At 63.5% G+C, this 22348-nt stretch carries 23 protein-coding genes; 14 read left to right on the forward strand and 9 right to left on the reverse strand.

The features are described 5' to 3' along the window. Window positions 1-12: 12 nt before the first annotated feature. The 7 genes from K3A84_RS17955 to K3A84_RS17985 all read left to right on the forward strand — a co-directional run bounded on the left by K3A84_RS17955 (window position 13) and on the right by K3A84_RS17985 (window position 7277). Window positions 13-300: a hypothetical protein gene (locus tag K3A84_RS17955; protein ID WP_225010865.1), complete on the forward strand. Its 288-nt coding sequence runs from the start codon at window positions 13-15 to the stop codon at window positions 298-300. A 587-nt stretch (window positions 301-887) separates the two neighbouring features. Continuing rightward, the gene (locus K3A84_RS17960; RefSeq protein ID WP_225010866.1) at window positions 888-2765 is read left to right on the forward strand and encodes a reverse transcriptase domain-containing protein; all 1878 of its coding nucleotides are present in this window, start codon (window positions 888-890) and stop codon (window positions 2763-2765) included. 9 nt (window positions 2766-2774) lie between these two features. After that, the gene (locus tag K3A84_RS17965) at window positions 2775-3182 is read left to right on the forward strand and encodes a DUF6927 domain-containing protein (RefSeq protein WP_225010867.1); all 408 of its coding nucleotides are present in this window, start codon (window positions 2775-2777) and stop codon (window positions 3180-3182) included. Between the two features lie 104 nt (window positions 3183-3286). Further along, on the forward strand, window positions 3287-3955 hold the full coding sequence (locus K3A84_RS17970) for a hypothetical protein (protein WP_225010868.1): 669 nt from the start codon (window positions 3287-3289) through the stop codon (window positions 3953-3955). A 309-nt stretch (window positions 3956-4264) separates the two neighbouring features. Then, complete coding sequence (locus K3A84_RS17975; RefSeq protein WP_225010869.1) at window positions 4265-4726, forward strand: DUF736 domain-containing protein; 462 nt, start codon at window positions 4265-4267, stop codon at window positions 4724-4726. A 746-nt stretch (window positions 4727-5472) separates the two neighbouring features. Further along, on the forward strand, window positions 5473-5802 hold the full coding sequence (locus K3A84_RS17980) for a single-stranded DNA-binding protein (protein ID WP_225010870.1): 330 nt from the start codon (window positions 5473-5475) through the stop codon (window positions 5800-5802). A 446-nt stretch (window positions 5803-6248) separates the two neighbouring features. Then, window positions 6249-7277 carry a DUF2493 domain-containing protein gene (locus tag K3A84_RS17985; protein WP_225010871.1) on the forward strand — a complete coding sequence of 343 codons (1029 nt, stop codon included), beginning with the start codon at window positions 6249-6251 and terminating at the stop codon, window positions 7275-7277. A 135-nt stretch (window positions 7278-7412) separates the two neighbouring features. Here the strand turns inward: K3A84_RS17985 and K3A84_RS17990 are convergent, their stop codons facing one another. Beyond that, window positions 7413-8606 (reverse strand): DUF1173 domain-containing protein, encoded by a 1194-nt coding sequence (locus K3A84_RS17990; RefSeq protein WP_225010872.1) that lies wholly within the window; start codon window positions 8604-8606, stop codon window positions 7413-7415. A 321-nt stretch (window positions 8607-8927) separates the two neighbouring features. On the opposite strand from K3A84_RS17990, the gene K3A84_RS17995 reads away from it, so the two are divergent. The 5 genes from K3A84_RS17995 to K3A84_RS18015 all read left to right on the forward strand — a co-directional run bounded on the left by K3A84_RS17995 (window position 8928) and on the right by K3A84_RS18015 (window position 12552). Beyond that, complete coding sequence (locus tag K3A84_RS17995) at window positions 8928-9080, forward strand: hypothetical protein (protein ID WP_225010873.1); 153 nt, start codon at window positions 8928-8930, stop codon at window positions 9078-9080. 253 nt (window positions 9081-9333) lie between these two features. Continuing rightward, a complete protein-coding gene (locus tag K3A84_RS18000) occupies window positions 9334-10593 on the forward strand; it encodes a tyrosine-type recombinase/integrase (protein WP_225010874.1) in 1260 nt (419 codons plus the stop codon). Beyond that, window positions 10590-11780, forward strand: a complete 1191-nt coding sequence (locus K3A84_RS18005) for a site-specific integrase (protein WP_225010875.1) — start codon at window positions 10590-10592, stop codon at window positions 11778-11780. The genes K3A84_RS18000 and K3A84_RS18005 overlap by 4 nt, the downstream gene beginning before the upstream one ends. Before the next feature lie 69 nt (window positions 11781-11849). Further along, window positions 11850-12242 carry a type II toxin-antitoxin system RelE/ParE family toxin gene (locus tag K3A84_RS18010; RefSeq protein WP_225010876.1) on the forward strand — a complete coding sequence of 131 codons (393 nt, stop codon included), beginning with the start codon at window positions 11850-11852 and terminating at the stop codon, window positions 12240-12242. After that, the gene (locus tag K3A84_RS18015) at window positions 12235-12552 is read left to right on the forward strand and encodes a helix-turn-helix domain-containing protein (protein ID WP_169495208.1); all 318 of its coding nucleotides are present in this window, start codon (window positions 12235-12237) and stop codon (window positions 12550-12552) included. Before K3A84_RS18010 ends, K3A84_RS18015 begins: the two co-directional genes overlap by 8 nt. Before the next feature lie 261 nt (window positions 12553-12813). Here K3A84_RS18015 and K3A84_RS18020 read toward each other — a convergent pair whose 3' ends face one another. The 6 genes from K3A84_RS18020 to K3A84_RS18045 all read right to left on the reverse strand — a co-directional run bounded on the left by K3A84_RS18020 (window position 12814) and on the right by K3A84_RS18045 (window position 19635). Further along, window positions 12814-13188: a copper-binding protein gene (locus K3A84_RS18020; RefSeq protein ID WP_225010877.1), complete on the reverse strand. Its 375-nt coding sequence runs from the start codon at window positions 13186-13188 to the stop codon at window positions 12814-12816. Continuing rightward, on the reverse strand, window positions 13185-16319 hold the full coding sequence (locus K3A84_RS18025; protein WP_225010878.1) for an efflux RND transporter permease subunit: 3135 nt from the start codon (window positions 16317-16319) through the stop codon (window positions 13185-13187). The genes K3A84_RS18020 and K3A84_RS18025 overlap by 4 nt, the downstream gene beginning before the upstream one ends. 73 nt (window positions 16320-16392) lie before the next feature. Beyond that, window positions 16393-17550 (reverse strand): efflux RND transporter periplasmic adaptor subunit, encoded by a 1158-nt coding sequence (locus K3A84_RS18030; protein ID WP_225010879.1) that lies wholly within the window; start codon window positions 17548-17550, stop codon window positions 16393-16395. Then, a complete protein-coding gene (locus tag K3A84_RS18035) occupies window positions 17547-18788 on the reverse strand; it encodes a TolC family protein (protein ID WP_404823182.1) in 1242 nt (413 codons plus the stop codon). The genes K3A84_RS18030 and K3A84_RS18035 overlap by 4 nt, the downstream gene beginning before the upstream one ends. Before the next feature lie 138 nt (window positions 18789-18926). Next, window positions 18927-19193, reverse strand: a complete 267-nt coding sequence (locus K3A84_RS18040; protein ID WP_225010880.1) for a hypothetical protein — start codon at window positions 19191-19193, stop codon at window positions 18927-18929. Between the two features lie 70 nt (window positions 19194-19263). Continuing rightward, on the reverse strand, window positions 19264-19635 hold the full coding sequence (locus K3A84_RS18045) for a hypothetical protein (RefSeq protein ID WP_225010881.1): 372 nt from the start codon (window positions 19633-19635) through the stop codon (window positions 19264-19266). Window positions 19636-20397: 762 nt separating this feature from the next. On the opposite strand from K3A84_RS18045, the gene ligD reads away from it, so the two are divergent. Together ligD and K3A84_RS18055 are read left to right on the forward strand one after the other, a co-directional pair. Then, a complete protein-coding gene (gene ligD / locus K3A84_RS18050; RefSeq protein ID WP_225010882.1) occupies window positions 20398-20565 on the forward strand; it encodes a non-homologous end-joining DNA ligase LigD in 168 nt (55 codons plus the stop codon). A gap of 6 nt (window positions 20566-20571) precedes the next feature. Continuing rightward, window positions 20572-20766 carry a hypothetical protein gene (locus K3A84_RS18055; RefSeq protein ID WP_225010883.1) on the forward strand — a complete coding sequence of 65 codons (195 nt, stop codon included), beginning with the start codon at window positions 20572-20574 and terminating at the stop codon, window positions 20764-20766. Between the two features lie 31 nt (window positions 20767-20797). Here K3A84_RS18055 and K3A84_RS18060 read toward each other — a convergent pair whose 3' ends face one another. Together K3A84_RS18060 and K3A84_RS18065 are read right to left on the reverse strand one after the other, a co-directional pair. Then, window positions 20798-21580 carry a DUF2182 domain-containing protein gene (locus K3A84_RS18060; RefSeq protein ID WP_225010884.1) on the reverse strand — a complete coding sequence of 261 codons (783 nt, stop codon included), beginning with the start codon at window positions 21578-21580 and terminating at the stop codon, window positions 20798-20800. Between the two features lie 2 nt (window positions 21581-21582). Continuing rightward, window positions 21583-22215 (reverse strand): DUF1326 domain-containing protein, encoded by a 633-nt coding sequence (locus tag K3A84_RS18065; RefSeq protein WP_225010885.1) that lies wholly within the window; start codon window positions 22213-22215, stop codon window positions 21583-21585. Window positions 22216-22348 lie beyond the last annotated feature (133 nt).

Raw genomic sequence — 22348 nt, forward strand, 5'->3', positions numbered from 1 at the left:
CAGGAGATCCCGATGGGATGGCTCTCGATGACCTTGCGCGGCATGGCGCCCCATGCCACGCCCAAGGCCTATCTCGACGACCAGTGCACCTATCCGCCTGACGCGGCGGCGGGTCGAACCGAAGGCTTGCGCATCCTCAAGTCCACGGTCCGTTCCGGCGCCTACTACGCGGCGTGCCAGAACTATGGGCCGGAGGGCGAGCGCCCGCCCTTTGCCATCATCTGCCTTATCCGCTGGAACCCGCGCGCGCGCGACGGATACGTGTTCGCCTACAAGGACAGTGCGCCGTTGTGGCGCTGAAAGGAGTATCAGCAATGATGAGGTAAGTTGAGGAAGCCTCTGCCCACCAAGCTAACCTCGGGTTCGAAAAACCTGAAATCCGGAAACGGACGGGGGACAATAGCATGCTTGGAGTAAGGCCGAATGCGTCCCAGTCGTAAAGGGGCGATGCCGGTCAGGGCAAGACGCGCATGGTGAAGGCTACACTGCTTAAATCCCAGTCTGCAGCGTTTTATATAGCGGAAATTGGCGAAAGCGACTGATACGCCATTCCGGACGATGGCAAGGGTCTCATGTCTTGGCCCTTCGCTCCTCAGCCCGTCCGGCGCGCCTCTCGTCGAGGGGTTCAGTGGATGAACGGGACACCTAAACGCGTCGTATCTCCGATCAGTGTAACTACGGGATGCCCTAAACAGGCGGCCTCGGCTGACCTGCATGGGTACGGAGCCGCCATAGTATTCAAATGCCCGGGGTAATGCCCGGGACAGATCCTCCACCGGAGGAGACGGTGCATCCGTATAAGGAACGGGCGACCGGGCCGAAAACGGTGACCACCGGGAGAAGGGCGGCAGTTGCGATACTTCAACCGGTAATCATGGGGTGTGCTGATGCTACCTGAAACTGTGATGGCCCGGTTGGAGGCCATTCCGACGCTGGCAGCGTCGGGCAAACGAGTGAATGGGCTGCATCGTCTGATGGGGTCCCGGCTTCTCTGGGAGCAGGGGCTCAGCAAGATCGCCTCCAACAGGGGTGCGATGACGCCGGGTATCGATGGCGAGACATTCGCGGATTTCAGTCCCGAGGACCTCGATCCGTTGATCACCAGCGTGACGACCGGGGCCTATAAGCCGAAACCAGTGCGTCGGGTGTTCATCCCGAAAGGCAAGGGGAAGCGGCGTCCGCTGGGTATCCCCTCGCGTGACGACCGTCTCGTCCAGGAAGTGGCGCGCCAACTTCTCGAAAAGATCTATGAGCCGGTGTTCTCGAACGCCTCACATGGATTCCGACCGGGGAGATCGTGTCACACGGCACTTGAACATATAAAAGCCGTCTGGACGGGCGTGAAGTGGCTTGTTGACGTGGATGTCACTGGGTTCTTCGATAACATCGACCATGATGTCTTGCTCACGCTGTTGCGGAAACGGATCGACGACGAAAAGTTCGTAGGCCTGATCGGCGACATGCTGAAGGCGGGGGTCATGGAGGGGCGGACGCATAATCCGACCTACAGCGGCACTCCACAGGGTGGGATTGTCTCCCCGATCTTGGCGAACATCTACCTGCACGAGCTCGATGAGTTCGTCGCAGTGAAGATCGCTGCCTTTGAAAAGGGTAAGACCCGCGCCACCAACCCGGAATATGCGAGGGTGGCAGCGCGCATCGCAAAGCAGCGAACGCGACTCAAAAGTCTACAAGCCCGCGACAACGCTGACGAGGCGACGGTCAAAGCTGTACTGGCCAAGATCGACGTCCTGTCTAAACAGATGCGTACCTTGCCGTCGCGAGACGGTATGGACGCCGGATATCGCCGACTTCGCTACTGCCGCTATGCCGATGACTTCCTCATCGGTGTGATCGGTAGCAAGGACGACGCGCGACAGGTCTTCGCCGAGGTCAGGGCTTTCCTGACCAACGCGTTGGCGCTGAGCGTGTCCGAGGAGAAAAGCGGTATCCGCAAGGCGAGCAATGGCGCCGCCTTCTTGGGCTACGAAGTGCGAACCTACACAGGTCGTCAGTGGACGGTGCGGAGCCAGCGTGGCTCCCAACACTTCAGCCGCCGACCTCCTTCGGAGGTGATGCAACTCAATGTGCCTTGGGAGAAGGTGTTCGGGTTCGCCGCGAGGAAGGGGTACGGAGATATGGCCGTGTTGAAGGCCAGGCACCGCAACGCCCTTCTGAACTGTAGCGATGTCGAGATCGTCCTTGCCTATAACGCCGAACTACGGGGGTTCGCGAACTACTACGCTCTTGCGAGGGACGTGAAATTCAAGCTCAATCGCCTTGAGTTCATCCAGCGTTGGAGCATGTTCAAGACCTTGGCGAGCAAGCACAAAAGTAGCGTGCGTGTCGTTGCCGCCCGTATGAGGTCGGGGCAGGAATACAGCGTCGGCTATGTCGCCGATGGCCAGCCTCGGTCGGTCAAAGTCTGGAAGCTGATGGATCTAAAACGTGAGCGGATTGATCCGGTCAAGGTGGATATCCCGCCTTGGACGCAAATCTATTCGCACTCGCGGACCGACTGGGTGGATCGCCAGAACGCCAAGCAATGCGCGGCGTGCGGGCGAACGGACCGGCCGTGTCATGTTCATCACGTTGAAGGGCTTGCCGATGTTTCGCACCGCGGTTTTGTCACGATGATGAAGGCAGCACGGGAGCGGAGGACGAAAGTCTTATGCGATCTGTGTCACGCCGACACCCATCGAGGACGCCTGCCCGACAGCCGGAGTATGGATGGTATTGTCGCAGCGGAGAGCCGCATGCAGTGAAAGCTGCACGTGCGGTTCGGCGGGGGGATCAGGGCTGACTCTCTGAGCAGCACCAATCCTACCCGACTGACGGAAACGGCGGGGCCCTACTACTTCGATTGTCCGGCCTCGATCCTCGACCTGCTGGGGCCGCCGATCAATGACCATGCCGCTGAATGGCGTGCCAAATGTCGCCAGCGTCTCGCGCTGACCTCACGTCGCAAGCCGCGACCAGGCGACACCCTGGTGCTCCCCGAACCGCTGACATTTTCCGACGGGATCAGCGAGCAGACGTTCCAGGTTGGCTCCTGGGGCACCAGGACTGTTCTCCTGCGCGCGGGCGACGGGGCTGGTGTGCGGATCTCACGGCTGATGAGCAGGGCCTGGACCCTTGTCGCGCCCGAGGCGGCGGCATCAGCCGCCTCGGGCGCGGGGTGATCGGCGCGGCCGGCGCGCAGCCGGTCTGACCCCTCGGAGGTTCACCAATTCTGGCGCGGCCGGGACCGCTGCTACGCAAACTCTCGACAAGAAGGAATTGGCCCATGTCCAATTGCTATACGCATACCTGCTTCGCGTTCCGCGTGACGCCTGACGAGCACGCGCTTCTCGCCGAGGCGATCGCGCTTGCGGCATTCCTCGAAGGAGAACCGCTCCCGGACGAGATCGCAACGCGCTGGGCGCAAGCTGACGCCAGCTTTCGCGCGCTGTTCCCGGCTATTGACGAAAATCCGGTGTCAGGGTTCCTTGCGATCTTCAACGATCCCGATTTCCCGACCTTCGGCACGCAATTCGTGTTCGGCGACCAAAATCCGGCCTCGATCTCGGTGTTCGGGCAAGCCGACCAGTTCGAGCCGGACGCGGTTGCGGCCTTGTTCCAGCGGATCCTCACGCGATCGTGGCCGCTGATCGTCACCTGGGGCTACGACAGCGATCGATACCAGCCCGACGCTTTCGGCGGTGGCGGCTTCCGGATCGATGCCGATGGCATCCACTGGATCGAGACCAGCCACCTCAATGACAACGCGAGGTTCGCCCCGAAACTGGTCCTTGCCATGCGGGATGATGAGGAGGGGTTGCTGTTCTGGAACAAGACCGCCGGTTTCGGATCCCTCGAGACGGCGGACGTCTTCACCGAGGAGCAGGCGCGGGACCTCCCGATCGCCCATGACCAGCCCAAGTGGATCGCCTTGCCGCGCGGCTTGAGGAACTGAGCGGCACGAGCCTGCCCGGAACGGCGCCGTGGGCGGGTCCGGCGCGATAGCCTGGGCTCCCCTTGCTCCGACCCTTTCGCTTCCTGTCCGACCATCCGGTCTTCGACCGGGCTTCTCCGGCGATGCCGGACCTGGCCGTGTGCCCGGGGGCGGGACTCTCGCTTCGGCCGCTGCCTCCGTGTCCGGCTCTGGCGGCGGGATCAGAGAGAAGGGGGTGAGGAGGAAGGTGTGGCGGGAATGGACCCGTTCACGAACCCGTACCGGCCCCCGAGCAGCAAGACGGGGCGGCATTTGAAGGAGAATACGGCAATGAACATCGGTCAACTCAAGAAGAATGCCTCCGGCAACTTCATCGGCAAGATCCAGACGGCGACGATCGACCTCGTCATCGGCCTGCGCCCGGTCACCTCGACCAATCCCGACGCGCCGCGTTTCGATGTCATGGTGCGCACGCGCAATGGCACCTTCATCCCGGCCGGTGGCCTGTGGGAGAAGATGGCGGCCAACGGCACCGGCGCCTTCCTCCAGGGCCAGATCGACGATCCGAGCTTCGAGGCGCCGCTGTCGATCGCGCTGTTCACCCAGCAGGACGGCGCGCTCAACGTGGTCTGGTCGCGTCCGCGCCGCCGCATGACCAATCCCTTCGACGAGGGTGCACCCACCAGCGCCGATGGCGACACCACCTTCAGCCCGCGCAGCGAAACCTTCGCCGCCCCCAGCGAAGATCCCTTTGCCTCTGCGACGGGCGATTACGTCGGCGCTGAAGCCTGAACCCCCCAGGCTTCCCCGACCAACCTTGCGGTCCGACCTCCCCCGCGGTCGGACCGCATTTTTTTGTAGGCGGGGACAGAGGCACGCGCGGCGGTTGCCAGTTGGGAGGGCAGTCCGCGCACCGCTCCCCGGAGCAACGGGCGCCCTATGGGCGCCGCCCAATGCGGTGATCACGGTCGCCCGCCAACGACGAATACGGTGATATGCAGGTACTCCGTGCCTCGCCCGGAGGCGGGATCGTGGCCGCCCGAACTGCGGCTGTCGCCACGCCGTCGTTGTGTCCATGCGCTGGCGCCAAGGCCGATGCGTCGACCGTGCGGAGCGCCTCGCGAGGCCTGGTTGCGCCTTCGTCTCACTGGTCCTCATCCGTCCCTGATGGGCGTGCAGGTCGGGGCCCTGCATGACAGCACCGCCCGCCACCGGCACCGAAACGCGATTTCCCGTCAGCCGCATCGCGGCGCGAGAGAAACGGTCATGTCCATGACGGGCCACACCTTCAGCACCATCGGTTGGCCATCCGCCAGACGGGATGAAACTCTTCGCCCGTGCACGACCTTTGCAACCGCCGACCTCAAGCGGCCGTGTTGTCGGCCTGACGGCCTCCGCCCGCACCACCCGCTTGGGATCAGCGGTTCCCCTCGCCGGACGGCACGCCGCCCGCTCGGTGCAAAGCCCGCTCATGCCCGGGCTTCGCCTTTGTTCATCCCGGCGGGATTGGCCCGCCGATGACACCGAAGGAATGGCGCATGAACAAGGTTTTTCTCTCCGGTCGCATCACCGCAGACGTTTCGCGCTTCGGCACCGACAGCAAGGGCGGCGTGATGTTCACGCTGGTGACCAGCAAGCCGGTCATCAAGGACGGCAAGGTCCAGAAGGACGAGAACGGCTACACCGAGACCTACGACCAGTTCCACACGGTCAAGGCCTTCGGCGGCCTCGGCAAGGCGATCGCCAACAACAAGCACAAGGGCGACAAGCTGCTCGTGACCGGCGAGATCCGCTACTCGCGCAACGAGCGCGACTGCAAGACCTACTACAACACCGAGATCGTCGCCGACGAGATCGAGTTCATCTGACCACCGTGAGCGGGCGGCCCCACTAGGCCGCCCACTTTCGCGTGTTCGCGGGGTCAGCCCCCGTGCGCGATCGTCATCATCATCGTCGCGATTGTGAGGGTCGGCGCGGACGCGCCGGCCCTTTTGTCGTGTTTCCTCTCCCCTGGCGGATGCCCGCCCGGGGAGAGGAAGGAGCTGTAATACCCAACCCTTTCTGTGTCCTCCCAGTGTGGCAACCCGGCCTGGCGCCCCGTCAAGGATGCACGGTTCCCCCAATTTTGCCGCCGGCGGCCTTGCGGCCCCCGTCCCCAAAATCGGCTCCCCCATGCCCCGCTTCGCGGCGTCAACCGGGGTCCGGGCCGCTGTCCGCGCCCCGGCTTCCCGGTCAACGTCCCTGACGGGGCTGGGCACGGCTTGCCGGATGAGGGGCGTCATCAAGCCGATGACGAAACGCAGGAGCTGAACCCATGCAAACCTTCTCGAACTTCGCCGATCTCGCGAGCTTCATCGCCGAGGAAACCGGATCGACCGACCAGGCCTCGACCTACGCGCATGCCTTCATCGAGCACGACGAACGCGCCAAGCTGTCCATCGTCGATGAGGCGGAAGTCTGCTTCATGCCCGATCCCGACCAAGCCCGCGCCGCTGTCGAAATGGTCATGACCACGCTGTTCGATGTGCTGCGCGATACGCGGCTCGAACCCTTCGCCGCCGATCTCGCCTGGGGCTTTGCCAACAGCTTCCACGTTGTCGCCAAGCGCATCGAGGGCCGCGAGGACGATGCCGCCAGGGAACTCGGAGAACTGGTGCGCATCTCCGATCCGTCTGAAATCCACGCCACGCAGGTCGAGGACACCCGCCTGCTGTGCGAGACGCTCGAGAGCTGCCGCGAGGCAATGGAGTGCATGCGCGACCACGCCGGGCAAGTGTTCCACGTCGAAACCGGACGGCCTTTCTCGACCACGCGGGGATCGCGGGTCAGCTCGGCCACGACCGCGAGCCAGATCGAGGCCCGCGATTTCCTGGCAGCGCGCGCAGCCAAGCGTCGCGAGGCGCATGCGCCGACCGGTCCCGTCGTGATCTTCTCAGGTGGCGACACCTGGCATGACCACGAACTGCTCTACAAGGCGCTCGACGATACTTTCGCGCGCATTCCGAGCATGATCCTTGCGACCACCGCCCAACACCGGGGATGCGACCAGATCGCCCACGCCTGGGCGGCTTCGCGCGGCGTTGCGACCGTGCGCTTCACGCTCAATCGCGCGATGGGCAAGCGCGCAGGGTTCGCCCGCAACGAGCAGATGATGAACCTCAAGCCTGTCCACGCGGTCATCTGCGAGGGATCGGGGCTTCAGGCCAACCTTCTGACCAAGGTGCGCGAGGCGGGCGTTCCCTACCATGCCTTCGCCGCGAGCCACCAGCAGCCAGCCTTTCCCGAAGGTGCGCCTGCCGTGAACGGGCAGCGGCGGTTTGCGCGACGCGGTGCCGCCTTCTGAGCTTGCCCCAAGGAGGGCGCTGCACCCCGCGGCGTCCTCCAGTTTTCTCATTTCTTGTTCTGGCGGCAAGGCACGCGGGCGTAGTGGGGCCCTGGCCCCACATGCCGCGCGCCTGGTCGGGACAAGCAAGAGCGATCAGGACCGGGGCGCAGGCGGCGGCAGGGCGTCACCTGGTTGCCAGACCACATGGCGCACCCCCGGCGTCATCATCAGCGCGGCGAGCGCGTCGTCGTAGGCGGGATCGGGCACGTTGCGCACGAGGTGGACCGCAGTCGCATCGAGCCCGGTATCCTTGAGCGCGATGCTGGCGATCGGTTGGTCAGGCCCAAGGTTGACCCTCAGCCCCTTCACGAACCGACGCCCCTCCCCAACGGCCCTGCTCACCAGCGCGCGTTCGTCGAGGCTTTCGTAGGGCATCCACTCGCGCGTCAGCGGCATGACCGCGATTTCGAAAAGCTGGGGCAGGCCCGAGGCGCCGATCGAGAAGGTGGCGCTCATCACCAGGTGTCCGCCGCCACCATCCGAGAGCCACAGCTCTTCCTCGACCGCGAACCGCTTGTGGAAGCGGCGCGCCATGTCCTCGTCCATCAGGAACGGCCAGTCGGGCAGGTGGCGCACCACGATCTTCTCGCCGAAACGCGCTGGCTCGATCGCCTTGATCTCGCCGATCACGACCATGATGGCTTCGCTCGAGGCATGCGCCATCGCGAGGTCCGACCGGCGACGCCCGGCGATGTTCTCCTTCTGCTCGAGTTGGAAGGTCTCGGGCACGAACAGCACGGGCGCCAGGCTTTCACCGCGCGCCCTGCAGGCAAGCCCGGCATGGAGCAGCGCGCGCCGGACCACGAACCAGTTGCGCTTGCCCCCCATGCGCGGATGCCAGTGCGTCAGTTCGGCCTTGTCCCACAGGAAATGCAGCAGCCCTTGCATCGTCAGGCGCAGGCCATTGGTCCTGACCGCAGGCTTGTCGTTGGTGAAAGCCGAAGGCGCCGCGCGCGCCGGCCCGCGCGACAGTGGAAACGCGAACTTGAGTTCGGTCTCGCCGCTGTCCTCGTGCTCTACCACGGCTGAGCCTCTGACCTGGCCGAGCCCTGTCAGGAAATCGGGCGCCTCGTAGTGGTTGCAGGCCGAGGCGTGGCGCGGCCCCGTGCCGGGCCAGCGCGCCAGCACGTATCCACCCTGTCGGTGCGCGATGTAGAGCGGCAGCTTGTGATCGCGCCGGCACAGGCAGATCGCGCGTTCGCGCTGGCCGTGCGCCTGCGCGAGCAAGCCGGCAAGACTCGGATCGTCCTCGGCGATCTCGCGCTCCAGCAGATGATAGTGCTGCATGTCTGGCCCTCCGGCGCTTGCGAACAACGACAGCGTCGGAACCGGGCATCGTGCAACGCGCAGGCAGCGACACCATCCCGCTGCCATCATAAGGGGGCAGGGGCGGCCCCTGCAAGGACACACAAACACAACAGGTCGCCATAGCCGTCCCATGATGGTGGCGGTGCGCGGCCTCCCTCAAGGATGAGCGGTACCCCCAATTTTTCCTGACGGAAAAATCGGCACCCCCGCTCCCCGCTGCGCGGCGGCTTCGCCGTCCTTGACCGAGACCACGCACCACCACCGTCCGCCTGCCCGTCGATACCGACGAAGGAGGCCACGATGACCAATCCCACTAACCAACACGACGATCTCGACGGCATCATCGCCAGCCTCGAACAGGCATGGCTGGCACAGGCACAGAGCACGGCCGAAGCATCGCTTGCCACCGACGGGCAGGCCGGGACGGCGGAAGGCGAATGGTGGGGCGACTAGCCCCACCCCATCCTTTTTCTCATGCTCCCGGAGACAAGCAGGGTGTCAGACCGCACGCCAGCAACCATCGCCCTCTCGCCTGCTCCATACATGATCTGGCCTCCAACATTCACCGGGATCATGCCCTGGCCCCCACCGGTAGACCCGAGCACCCATGCCCTGCGATCAAGCCCCTCCACATCCCCCGACGTCGCTCAAATCTGGCGATTGAGGGGCACACCGTACACGGAAAACCGTGGAGTAACAGTGCTATATGTTTGATAATTCAGAAACCGTCGAGCCGTCAAGCAGCTTTAATCTAGCCCTTCCAGATGGCCATTTGGTCACCGCGAATCAGGCCGTGGAACGGGTATCAGCAGTGCCTGAAAACCGCTGCAGACTGACCGGCCATATCGCCCGGAGAAAGGCTCCAGCCCGCCACACCACGTTCTGGGATACTGACGTTCCAGGCTTCGGTCTCCGGTGTCGTGCAAGCGGCACCAAAACCTGGATCGTCAAGTACCGGGAGCGCCGGATGATGCGTGTTCGGACGCTAGGTAGCCCGCAGACGGTGAAGGTCGAGGCCGCGAGGCGGGAAGCGCGCCGGGTTCTTGCCGAAGCCTTGCTGGCGGGGCTGCCAACGCGTCCGGTTGCGACCGCTGCCGACGCGATGACTTTCGCCGCCTTCGCCCCGGAGTTCCTCGCATGCTCGGCTCGTCACTGGAAGCCGGCCACCTTGGTCCGCAACCGGCGTGCGATCGAGCGTGATCTGATCCCATTCTTTGGCGAGATGCGGCTGTCCGAGATCGAGCGAACCGATATCGCCCGGTGGCGCGACAGCATGGCTTCGCGCTCGGGGAACTTCAATCGCGCGGTCCCGGTCCTTTCGGCGCTGATGAATGAAGCCGAAGTTTTTGGCCACCGCCGCCGAGGCTCCAATCCCTGTCGCGGCATCGCCCGCTACAAGCGCAAGCAACCCCAACGTTACCTCAGCCCGGCCGAGTACCGCGCCTTGGGCGCGGCGATCAAGAACGCGGAAGGGGAGATGCCGCGAGCGGTGCCGATTATCCGGTTGCTCATCTATACGGGCGCGCGGCTGAGCGAAATCGCAACGCTGAACTGGGAATGGGTGAAGCCGCCGCGACTGTTTCTGCCTGACAGCAAGACCGGCCCCAAGGTTATCTACCTCAATGCTCCGGCACGCGCGGTTCTCGCCAAACTCGATACGGGGCAGGGCAAGGGACTGGTGTTTCCCGCGCCGCGTGATCCCGCCAAGTCCTTTGACCCGACATCCCACTGGCACCAGTTGCGCGCCCGCGCTGGTCTTGCCGATGTGCGTCTGCACGACTTGCGTCACAGCTTTGCGTCGATGGCAATCCGCGACGGGATCTCGCTGACGTTGATCGGGCGCCTGCTCGGTCATGCGTTGCCGGAGACGACCGAGCGGTATGCCCATCTCGCTGACGATACTGTGCTGGAGGCGGCGCAGCGCGTTTCGGGCGCGATTGCTGCGAAGTTGGGGCTGGTCGCATGAACGCCCGCAGTCTTGCCGGCCTCGTGGCCGAGGAACTCGCTACCATCGGCATCGAGCCGAGTGCCGATCCTTCCGAAACCGACCGCGTACGCCGGACAGAATGGTCGGCGCGCTGGCCCGGCTTTGGGGTGCGTCATTATCGCAGTGGCAGGCGCGTGTACGTCGTTCAGACCCGGATGACGGGCAAGGTGCGCACGGTCACTATTGGGGATGCGCGTGTCGTTACGCGCGCTCAGGCTGCCGATGTTGCCCGGCGGGTGTTGCTACGTGCTGAGGTTGGCGAGAATCCAGCGGAGGCGCGTGCCAAGGTTAGAGCAAGCCCGACGTACGATGCCTTTCTGGACGAGTACTGGTCGAAGGCGGAGCCGACCTGGAAGGCAAGCACGCGCGCGCGCAATCGCTATTACCGGTGCCACCTGGACCGGGCCTTCCGTCGGCGTTTTCTCGATGAGATAATGCCAGCTGACATCAAACGATGGTTCGCTCAGATGACCGCCAACGTCGGACCGGCCGCGGCCAACCGGACCTTCGAACTGCTGCGATCGATGTTTAACAAGGCGGAGGCATGGGGCGTTCTCGCCGAATGCTCTAACCCCTGCACGGGTGTGAAAGCGAACAAGCTGAAGCGACACCAGTGTGTCCTGTCCGAACAGGAATTGAACCGCTTCGGCGAGGCACTTGCCGAAATAGAGGACTCCGACCCGATGGCAGTCGCTGCCATTCGCGTACTGGCGCTGACCGGCTGCCGGAAAAGCGAAATCTGTGACCTTGCATGGAGCGAGGTGAGGGGGCGGCGCTTGCTGTTGCATGATGCGAAGACCGGACCTCGGACGGCCTGGCTCGGTGAGGCTGCGCAGGCGGTTCTGGCGAGGCTGCCACGCCATACCGATCTGGACCATGTGTTCTGGCGCGGCGATGCTCGCCTCACGATTTCCCGGTTGGACCAGTGCTATTATCGCGCTCGGGCCAGGGCGGGGCTTGCCCATGTCCGCTTGCATGACCTGCGACATAGTTTCGCGAGCCATGCGGCCTCCATGTCGGAGACTTTGCCCATGATCTCCAGGCTGCTGGGGCACACGAGCGTCAAGATGACGGCGCGATACGCCCATCTCGATGATGCCTGCGTTGTTGATGCGGCAGAGAGGCTGGGCGAACTGCTGCGCAAGGCGACCGAGGAGGGCTTGTGATCATCGATTTGAGATCATTGTGCCCTTCGTTGAAGGGTCACACTAAGTGTGATATATGGTGGTTTGACAATGACCGGTGAGCAGAAAGCCCGGATCTACAAGAATCGCTGGTTTGCCAAGTATGCGAGCCGGGAAGGGATTAGCGACGCGGCGCTCATTGTGGCCGTCGATCAGGTTAACCGGGGCCTGGTCGATGCCGACTTGGGCGGCGGCCTTATAAAGCAGCGCGTCGCGCGCGAAGGCGGAGGCAAGTCTGGCGGTTATCGCACGCTGGTCTTCTTTCGCCATGAGGAGAGGGCCGTGTTCGCTTTTGGTTTCGCCAAAAGCAGCAAGGCCAATCTCAATGCGGTCGAACTGCGGACCTACAAGCAGGCCGCCAGGATCGTGCTCGGGCTGACACAGGCGCAGGTCGATACCGAGGTGCGAGAAGGTAGATTGTTCGAGGTGAATGACGATGCCTAAATCCTATAAGAGCGAGGCGCTGGCCGCCGTTCACGAAATGATGGAAGGCCTCCATGAGGCCGGAGCTATCGATAAACAGACTCTTCGTGAATTCGACGAGGCCTGCATTGCCCCTGTAATACCGTTCCAGCCCGAAGAAATCAGGGCAATCCGGGAGGCGCAGCACGTCTCGCAGCCTGTTTTCGCACGTTACCTCAATGTGTCGAAGAATCTCGTTTCTGACTGGGAGCGGGGCAAGAAGAAGCCTGGTGGACCTGCTCTGCGGCTACTTTCCATTGTTCAGCGCAAAGGGCTTGAAGCTGTGGCCTGACAGCAAAGGCGGTGGCGACTAATTTAGGCATGGACGTTGGCGTAGTGTTTAGGATCTGCGGCAGTCGAACCGAGAAAATCTCGGCGCCGACAGGCGCACTTCCGCTTCGTCGGCGATAATATAATGGATGCCCTTACGGTTTCTGAGAGGTTCAGGTTGATTGGACTGCACGTTGTTGTGCTGGGGCGAGGGTGTGGTCGGACCGATAACTCGCTACCAATCTCGACCACGCCTTTTTCTTCAACCTTCGCTCAATAAAGATCAGGAGCCAAATTTCTGGATCATCGTGATGGCACCAAGTTTGCCATCCCAATCGATCTCGAATCTCACTTTGTCGCCGATCTTCAATCCCGAAATTTGCTCCGGCTTTGCCGAGAAGCTCATGGTCATCGCGGGCCATTTGAGTGCGGCGATTTCGTGGTGATCGAGCGTTACCGTGCCTTTGGCGGCGTCAATTGCCGCGACGGTGCCGGTACTCGCCCCATGCATCATCGGCCCGGCCATTGGCATGCCCGTCATGCTGCCGGTGTTGGTGGGGGCGGTTTCCGCAGGCTTCGTAGCTTCGGCTTCCTTCTTGCAGGCAGAAAGCAATGCCATCAGTGCCAGGCTGGTCGCAATCATCAGGGACTTCTTCACTGTACTTCTCCTTCAGGTTGAACTTGGGAATGGGATCTGCGGCGCATCAGCAAATAGGCAGCAGGGATGATCAGCATTGAAAGCAGCGGTGCGGTCAGCATACCGCCGATCATCGGCGCCGCGATCCGGCTCATCACTTCCGAGCCGGTGCCGCCGCCCACCAGCACCGGGAACAGGCCAGCAAGGATCACCGCCACCGTCATTGCCTTGGGCCGAACGCGCAGCAGTGCGCCTTCCCGAACAGCGGCGGCGACATCGCCGTCTTCTCGCCCTTCCAAGGCCTGTTTGAGGTAGATCAGCATGACCACGCCGAACTCTGCCGCGACGCCGGCCAACGCGATGAACCCGACCGCGCTTGCCACCGACTGGTTGTAACCAAGCAGGTAGAGCAGCCATAGCCCGCCGGTGAGCGCGAACGGCAGCGTGCCCATGATCAGCAGCGCCTCGTCCCAGCGCCGGAAGGTCAGGTAAAGCAGTGCGAAGATGATCGCGAGCGTCACCGGGATGACCAGCTTCATCCTCTCCTTGGCACGGACGAAGAACTCGTACTGACCAGTGTAGGAGACGCTGACGCCCGGCGGAAGTTGGACCTTGCTGGCAATAGTCTGCTGGATGTCGTCAACCAGCGTCTGCATATCGCGGTCGCGGCCATCGACATAGATCCAGGTCACCGGGCGACCGTTTTCACTCCTGAGCATCGGTGGACCGTCGCTGATCCGGACAGAAGCGACGGTGCCGAGCGTGATCTGCTGGCCAGACGGTGTCAGCACCGGCAGAGCTGCAAGCTTGTCCGGACTGTCGCGCAACTCGCGCGGGTAGCGCAAGTTGATCGGGTAGCGCGCGAGGCCCTCGACCGTCTGGCCGATATTCTCGCCGCCGATCGCGCCGGCAACCACCGCCTGGACGTCGGCCACATTCAATCCGTAGCGGTCGGCTGAGGCGCGGTCGATATCGACATCGACGTAGCGCCCGCCGGTCAGCCGTTCGGCCAGCGCCGAGGTGACGCCGGGCACGGTCCGTACGACCTGCTCGATCTGCGTGGCGGTACGGTCGATCTCCGCAAGGTTCGAGCCCGCGACCTTGATCCCAACCGGACTCTTGACCCCCGTTGCCAGCATGTCGATGCGGTTGCGGATTGGCGGGATCCAAAAATTGGCGAGACCAGGCACCTTCACCCGCGCGTCCAATTCATCGACCAGCTTTTCAGGCGTCATCCCGGGGCGCCACTGGTCGCGAGGTTTGAAATGAATGGTCGTCTCGAACATTTCCAATGGCGCGGGATCGGTCGCGCTATCGGCGCGGCCCGCCTTGCCGAACACGCTTGCGACCTCGGGCACAGACTTGATCAACCGATCGGTCTGCTGAAGCAGGCGCCCCGCTTCTGCCGCCGACAAGCCGGGCAGCGCCGAGGGCATGTAGAGCAGGTCGCCCTCGTTCATTTGCGGCAGGAACTCGCCGCCGACCTTTGCCATCGGCCAGAGTGTAGTGGCGAATAGCAGCACGGCGATCAGCAACGTCCGCTTGGGCCGCTCCAGCACCCAGTCAATTGCCGGGCGATAGGCCCGTACCAACCAGCGGTTGAGCGGGTTGGCCTCCTCGCTAGGGATTTTTCCCTTGATCAGCAGCCCCATCAACACCGGGATCAGCGTGATCGAAAGGAATGCGGCCGCCGCCATCGCGTAGGTCTTGGTGAAGGCGAGCGGTGCAAACAGCCGGCCCTCCTGTCCCTGCAGCGTGAAGATCGGAAGGAACGAAAAGGTAATGATCAGCAGGCTCAGGAACAGCGCCGGGCCGACTTCAGCGGCCGCATTTGTCACGATCCGCCAGCGAGTCGAGCGATCGGGCTCGGTGTCAGGATTGTCGTTATGCCAACGTTCGAGATACTTGTGGGCGTTCTCGATCATCACCACCGCTGCATCGACCATCGCGCCGATAGCGATGGCAATGCCGCCCAAGGAGAGGATATTGGCGTTGAGGCCCTGCAGGCGCATGACGATGAAGGCGATCAGGATGCCGAGCGGCAAGGTCAGGATCGCGACCATCGCCGAGCGCGCGTGCCAAAGGAACAGCGCACAAACGGCTGCTACGATGACGAACTCCTCGATCAGCTTGTGGTTCAGATTCTGGACCGCGTGATCGATCAAACCCGAACGGTCGTAGGTTGGGACAATCTCAACACCGGGCGGCAGGCTCTTCTTGAGTACCTCGAGCTTGGCCCTGACACCCTCGATCACCGCGCGAGCGTTTTGGCCCTGGCGCATGATGATGACGCCGCCTGCGACTTCACCTTCGCCGTTCAATTCTGCGATGCCGCGTCGCATCTCAGGACCGACCTGTACCGTGGCGACATCGCCAAGCGTCACCGGAATGCCGCTTGCCGCGGTGCGCAGCGGCACAGCACGGAAGTCGTCGAGGGTTTTCAGGTAACCGCTGGCGCGCACGGTATATTCGGCGCCCGCCATCTCCACGCTGGCGCCGCCGGTCTCCTGGTTGGCACGCTTCAGAGCTGCCCCAACTTGATCAGTAGTGACGCCGTAGGCGGCGAGCTTCTGCGGATCGACGATAACCTGATACTGCTTGACCATGCCGCCGATGCTGGCGACCTCGGCAACGCCGGGCACCGTCTTCAATTCAAAGCGCAGGAACCAGTCCTGGAGAGATCGGAGCTGCGCCAGATCGTGCCCACCGGCCTGGTCGACCAGCGCATATTCGTAAATCCACCCCACCCCGGTCGCGTCGGGACCGAGCGAGGCTTTCGCGCCTTCGGGCAGACGGCTCTGCACCTGGCTCAGATATTCGAGCACGCGGCTGCGCGCCCAGTAGAGGTCCGTGCTGTCGTCGAACAGCACATAGACGAAGCTGTCACCGACAAAGGAATATCCGCGCACCACCCGCGCACCGGGAACCGAGAGCATGGTTGAAGTGATGGGATAGGTGACCTGGTTCTCGACGATCTGCGGCGCCTGGCCCGGCCAGCTCGTGCGGATGATCACCTGCACGTCTGACAGATCTGGCAGCGCATCGATCGGTGTAGTCCTGACCGCCACCACCCCGATCGCGGTCAACACCAGCGCCGCCGCAATCACCTGGTTGCGCGCTCTGACTGAGGCACGGATGATGGAGGCGATCACTTGCTGCCCTCCAAAGGCCGCGCCGGAATGCCCGTCAGGCTCGCTTCGGAATCGAGCAGGAACTGGCCGGAAGCTACGACCTTTTCACCGGGAGCCAATCCCGCGATGATCTCGGTCTTCCGCCGCCCTCTGTCCCCACACGAACCTCAGCCGGTCGATAGCGACCATCGGCGAGCGCCAGCATCACCAGGATGCGCGCACCGGTACGGATCACCGCCTCGCTCGGCACCAGCAGCGCCTGGCGTTGATCGCCGCCGAGCGAAACGCTGGCAAACATGCCGGGCTTGAGGCGTCCGCCACGGTTGGCGAGTTCAATGCGGATAGTCAGGGTGCGGCTGTCCGCCTGCGCGGTGGGTAGGATCGCGACCACGCGGCCCGTGAAAGTCTCACCCGGAAATGCGGATAGCGTCGCCTTCGCGCTCTGGCCGATCTTGATCATGCCTGCCTGCACTTCCGGCACGGCGGCATTGAGCCAGACCGTGCCGATGCCGGTCACCTGCGCAAGCGTCTGGCCCTGCGCCAACGTCACCCCTTGCTGGGCATCGAGCGACTGGATCACCCCCGCGATCGGCGAGGTGATCGTGATCGTGCCACTGGTTAGGCCCGACCGCTCGACGTGCGCAATCAGGCCGTCCGACATGCCGAGCAGTCGCAAGCGTTGCCTTGCGGCCGCGGTAAGGTCGGGCCTGCCGAGCCGTTTGACCGCGAGAAACTCACCCTGCGCGCCGCCCCATTCGGGCAGCTGGATGTCGGCAATCGGTGCGCCCGCGCCGATCACATCGCCCGGCGCGCGGCTATAGACGTGGGTGACGAACCCGCCAGAACGCGCCTGGATGATTGCGACATTGCGCTGGTTGAAGTCGATGGTCCCGGCGACCGATAGCGCCGATGGCAGACTGCCAACCTCGGCCGCGACGACCCGCAGCCCCAGGTTCTGTCGCGCAGCGGGATCGATGCTGATCCCAGGCGTTGCGCCCGTGGCAGAGGTTTCATCCGCGTATTTGGGCTGGGTCTTCATCCCCATCGACGAGAGCGAATTGGGATTGTCGTAGTGCTCGGCCGGCACCATCGGATCGTACCAGTAGAGGATCTTGCGCGCCGCTGGCGTCGATCCAGCTTCCCTCGTGGCTTCCCCGCGCTGGCCAATCCAATAACCGCCTCCACCCGCGACCAGTGCGATTGCCAATGCTCCGGCGCCCCAGCGCACGGCGTGTCTCGCGTCCATGCTCATGGCCGCATCTCCCCATATGTGAAATTGATCCGGATGGCGTCGCGTGCGACGTCGTCCTCGCGCGACAGCGCATCGACCTCGGCTTCGGCCAGCGCCAGCGTCGAGAGCAGCGCACTGCCGAGGTCGAGCTTGCCCGCAGCGTAGCTCGCCATGTCGAGTTCGGCACGGCGTTTGGCGAGCGGCACCAGGGTATTACGCGCATTCATCAGCCGCTGGTGGTGCATGACATGATCGGCAAGATCACCATCGAGCGCGGCGACGATCTGTTGTTCTCCCCCCGTGCGCATCAGCCGCGCCCGTTCGGCTTCGCTCGCTCGCGCGGCGATCCTGGGGTCCTGCCGTCGTTTGGAGAAGAACGGCAAATCGATGCTGATGCCGACTGATACCATGTCGCCATAGGCGGGATCGCGGCGGCCGTAGGAGGTGCTGACCCGCCAATCGGGCCGCTTGTCGGCGCGGGCGAGTTCGGTTTCCGCATCCGCCGCGCCGACACCCGCATCCAGTGCCTGCAAGGTCGGAAGTGAAGCAAGCCCGGCAATCAATCGGGCGCGATCGACTTCAAGGATAGGCGGGTCGCCCGAGACGTCGGCCAAGGGATCGCCGGTAAAGCGCGCCAGTCTCGCCTGCGCCTTGGCGACATCGGCCGTGAGCTCGCTACGCCTGTCCGCAACGGCGCCACGCAGCTGGTCGGGTTCAAGCGCCGCACTGGGCCGCGCCGCGCCGGAGGCGAGCCTTGCCGAAACGGTAGCTTGGAGTTCGCCGAGGCTTTGATCCAGAACCTGCAACCGGGCGAGACGCCGCTTGGCATAATAGAGATCGACCCAGGCAAGCGCGGTCTCAAGCCGGAGGTTCTGTGCTTCAACGGCAAGGTCGGCCTCGGCCACGCCAATGCCAGCCTGTGCGCGGGACCGTTGGGCACGGCGCTTGGCGGGATTGGGGAACGGCTGTTCGATCCCGATCCGTGCCATCGTCATGCTCTCGCGGGTGAAGCTGAAGGCGGGCGGTCCCGAGACGGGGAAATTGTCGATGCCGACCGATAGGGTTGGATCGGGAAGCCGACCGGCGGCGACTGCAGCCGAGCGCGTGGCATCGACGCCGGCCATGCCTGCCTTGAGCGAGGGCGCTTTATTCGTAGCGTGCCGGAGCGCGGCATCGAACGTCAGCGGCTCGGCCAGCGCTGCGCACGGGATCGCCGCGAGCAGCGGCGTGAGAACCATCAAGCGCACAATCAATCGCATGGAAATCTCCTGATCGGGAGAGCCATGGCCAATGCCGAAACGGTAAGCTGGGCGAACGGGCGCCGGCGAAGGGGGCATACTCCGCTGGCGCCACGCGCCCGGCCGTGTTTGTTATCGGCTGTCGGCCAGGCAATCGCCTTAACCGACCGACTGCGCTCCAGCCTTGCCGGGCATGTCCATCATGCAGGCGGCATGGTCGGCCGTCATCATGGCGCAGTCGCAATTGGCCTCGGTGGTTTCAGCGTCCTTGACCCAGACGCGGGTGCGCGAAGGCACGGTCGACTTCGGGCCGAAAGAGGGTCCATTCCGCCATTCCCAATGGCCGCCGACATTGTCATGGGCCGAGGCGATGGATGCGGTAGCGAGCCCCGCCGCGATAGCAGCGAGCGTGAGAATCGTCTTCATGTGAAAGATCCTTGGTTGAACTGTGAGGAGGCATGCGCGAACGAAATGCTCGCAGGTGCGCCGCTAGTGTTCAGCCAAGGTGCGCGGGTGGTTCGGGCTCCGGCCCTGTATTGCGTCCAACCAGCGCGGTCACCGATGTGAGCGGCGGTGCCAGGTCGCGGAATTCCAAAGGTTTACCAAGCGTGACCGATGGAATCAGTGCCATCGGAATAGCGCACCCCATCTTGGCGATGCAGTCCGGCGTCATTCCCTTACACGGCTTTTCAGGCTGCGGGGCCTGCTTGGCGAGACCCATCATTTCAGCACAGTCCGCGCTCATATTAGACGCGACCACCGTTTGCTCGGCTTTCGCCACCGGGATCACGTGCGCAAACGCAGCTTCCTGACTCAAGAGGCCCAGCAGTGCTCCCATCATAAGCAGCAAGGAATACCAACGCTTCACATGCCCCCTTTCGGCTTGCGCTTGGCGACTGTCAATTCCTCTGGTGTGTGCACTGGCTGCGCCCAATTCAACGTGATGGTCCCGTATTTCCACGCTACCACTACGCCGACGTGCAACTTTTGATTGCCTGTCGAAGTGGAGTTCCGAATGGCTTCCGCCTCTGACTGACCGATTAGGTCCGGGGGCGGCGAACCGCTCCCTTGATATTCTCAAGGCGGCGTTCAACAAGGCCGAAGCATGGGGGTACCGGGCAGAGAATTCAAATCCCTACCGATCCATTTGGCATAACCGTCGCGTGCATCGCAAGCGCTTCCTTTCCGGCGAAGAACTTGCGCGTCTGGGCGTACTCGTGCCAGAGAGGAGACAGAGTGATGATCCAATGAAGCGTACGTATGCGTCGGCGATCACCCTGCTGCCTCTGACAGGTTGCCGAACGGGAGAGATTCCGGGGCTCCAATGGGCGGACCTGCGCGGGCTTCGTCTGCACCTGCGAGACAGCAAGACGGCGCCCCGGACTGTGTGGCTGGGGCAGGAGGCGCGCGATGTGATCGATGGATTGCCTCGCAAGGGAGCGAACCCATACATGTTCTGGAACTGGCGCTTTCGCCGACCCATAGGAACGCTTCGCATCGCGTTTCGCCCTTTGCCGGTCTCGCGCGCCCGTGCCGATCACGGAAATGGACGGCCAGGTTGAGGATTACGCACACATATTGGATGCCGAGGGCCTGCTCGCCTGCGTTCGAATCGGCACCATCGAATTCCATGCCTCGGGTAGTCGGGTGCGACGATGTCGAAGCGCCCGATCGGATAATCGTCGATCTGGAGCCCCACGAACAGCTGAACTGGGCCGATGTATGCGCCGCCGCGCGGCACTTGCTCGACCGGCTGGCCGACCTCGGTCATTTCAGCTTCGCGATGCTGTCGGGCTAGAAGGGAATGCATGTGGTGGTGCCGCTGACGCCGGGGCATTCCTGGCAGGCGCACAAGGATTTCGCGCATTGCTTCGCCGAGGCGCTGGCGATCGAGGAACACCCGTTTCCCATACGGGACATCGATCCGCTGCAACGCTGCGCCAGCGACAAGGCGCTGGCAGGGTGGGGCTTTGCCAGCCAGCGGCTGCCGGACCTTTGAACCGCAGCGATGCTCGCGACGCTGTGCCTTCTCAGGGCCACAGCATCAGTCCGCCGCCGAGAAGGCAGGCCAGTCCGACGATGACCGAAATCACCCGGTCGAGCGGAAGCAGCTTCTCGGATGCGACGATGATCGTCAGCAGCGCGACCCACACCACGTTCATGACGCCCGCGACGAACAGCAGCGCCATGAGCAGCCAGCAGCAGCCGACGCATATCGCTCCGTGAAGCGCCCCCATGCGCAACGCGCCGAAGGTGCCGTCGCGATAGTGGCGGCTCAGGAATCCGGCGGGATTTTGACAGTGGCGCAGGCAAGCCGATTTGAGCGGGCTGAGCTGATACGCCCCTGCCGCGATCAGGATCATTCCGGAAAGCCGGGTACTCTGCGAAGCCATCGTCAGCGGGGCAATCAGGGCCCAGCGCGTAAGCCAGAACTGCATCAGGGTGGCGATGGCCGAAAACAGGCCCCATGCCAGCAGATAGCCGCACAGGAATCCTGCGACGGCAGGCGTGCGTCCTTGCGGGACGTTGCGCGCGACCCGTTCGTACAGGAGGATCGTCGGGGCAGCAGATGGCAGCATCATCGCCACCATCATCGTCCACCACATCGAAAAGACGATCGCCAGCCGATCGATCGACCACGAGGCGGATGGTTCCATCACCATGCCGCCCATCGTGGCCTCGTCAGGGGGCGCGCCGGGCCCCATGGCGGCACCGCCCAGAATCCATGCCCAGGCCGCCGCGATCAATATGCCCAGCGCGACAATGGTGATGATCCGGGGGCGTGCCAGTATCGCGTTGACCCCGGTGGACATCGTCAACTCCTCACGACGCCATGGCTGTCGAGGTGCAAGTGGGCGAATTGCCCGTAGCTGGCCGCGTGTTCCAGCTGCATCGGGCTGAACGACCGACTGGAACCCGACCCGATCTCGGCCACTTCGTATTCGAAGCCATCCGGCAGGCGAATCTGCGCCCGGACTTCCGCACCGTTGACCGGACTGCGGATGGGCTCCCCATCCATCTCGAGGTGGCCGGGTACGCGCAGCCGCCCGCGGCGGCCTTCCACGTCGACATCGAAGGCAATCGGCACGAAGCCGGGTTCGTGCATGGTCTCGATGGTGGACGCGAAGACGGCAAAGACCGTGGCGAAGGGATCGGTGTCGCCGCCGGTCATGATCGTGAGCAAGGCATCGCGCTGTGCCGGCCCTGCACGTTCATCGACAAAGGCGGCACATTCGCCCTTGCCCTCGTGGATCGGTCCGGGCCAGCGGAACACCGCTGCGATGTTCAGCCCCGAAAGGTCCGTCTCTCCATGGTGGCCTTCGTCAATCGCCATGCCGAACACGGCCTGGCAGCCGCCTTTGTCAGGCAAGCCGCCGAACTGGCAGTTGCAGCCGTATTCGCAGTTGCAGTTGGCGAATTCCCTGCCGCGCAGTTTCCAGTAGGTCATGGTACCGCCTCCGCCGTAGTGCGGGTCTACCCTCCCTCCTGCCAGTTACGGCAGGTTGCCAAGTTATAGCAGCAAACCCCGGTCATGTCAGCGTTCAAGCGGGGCCAACGGGGATGGTTGATGGGCGTTGTCG

The organism is Novosphingobium percolationis (assembly GCF_020179425.1).
Classification (GTDB): domain Bacteria; phylum Pseudomonadota; class Alphaproteobacteria; order Sphingomonadales; family Sphingomonadaceae; genus Novosphingobium; species Novosphingobium percolationis.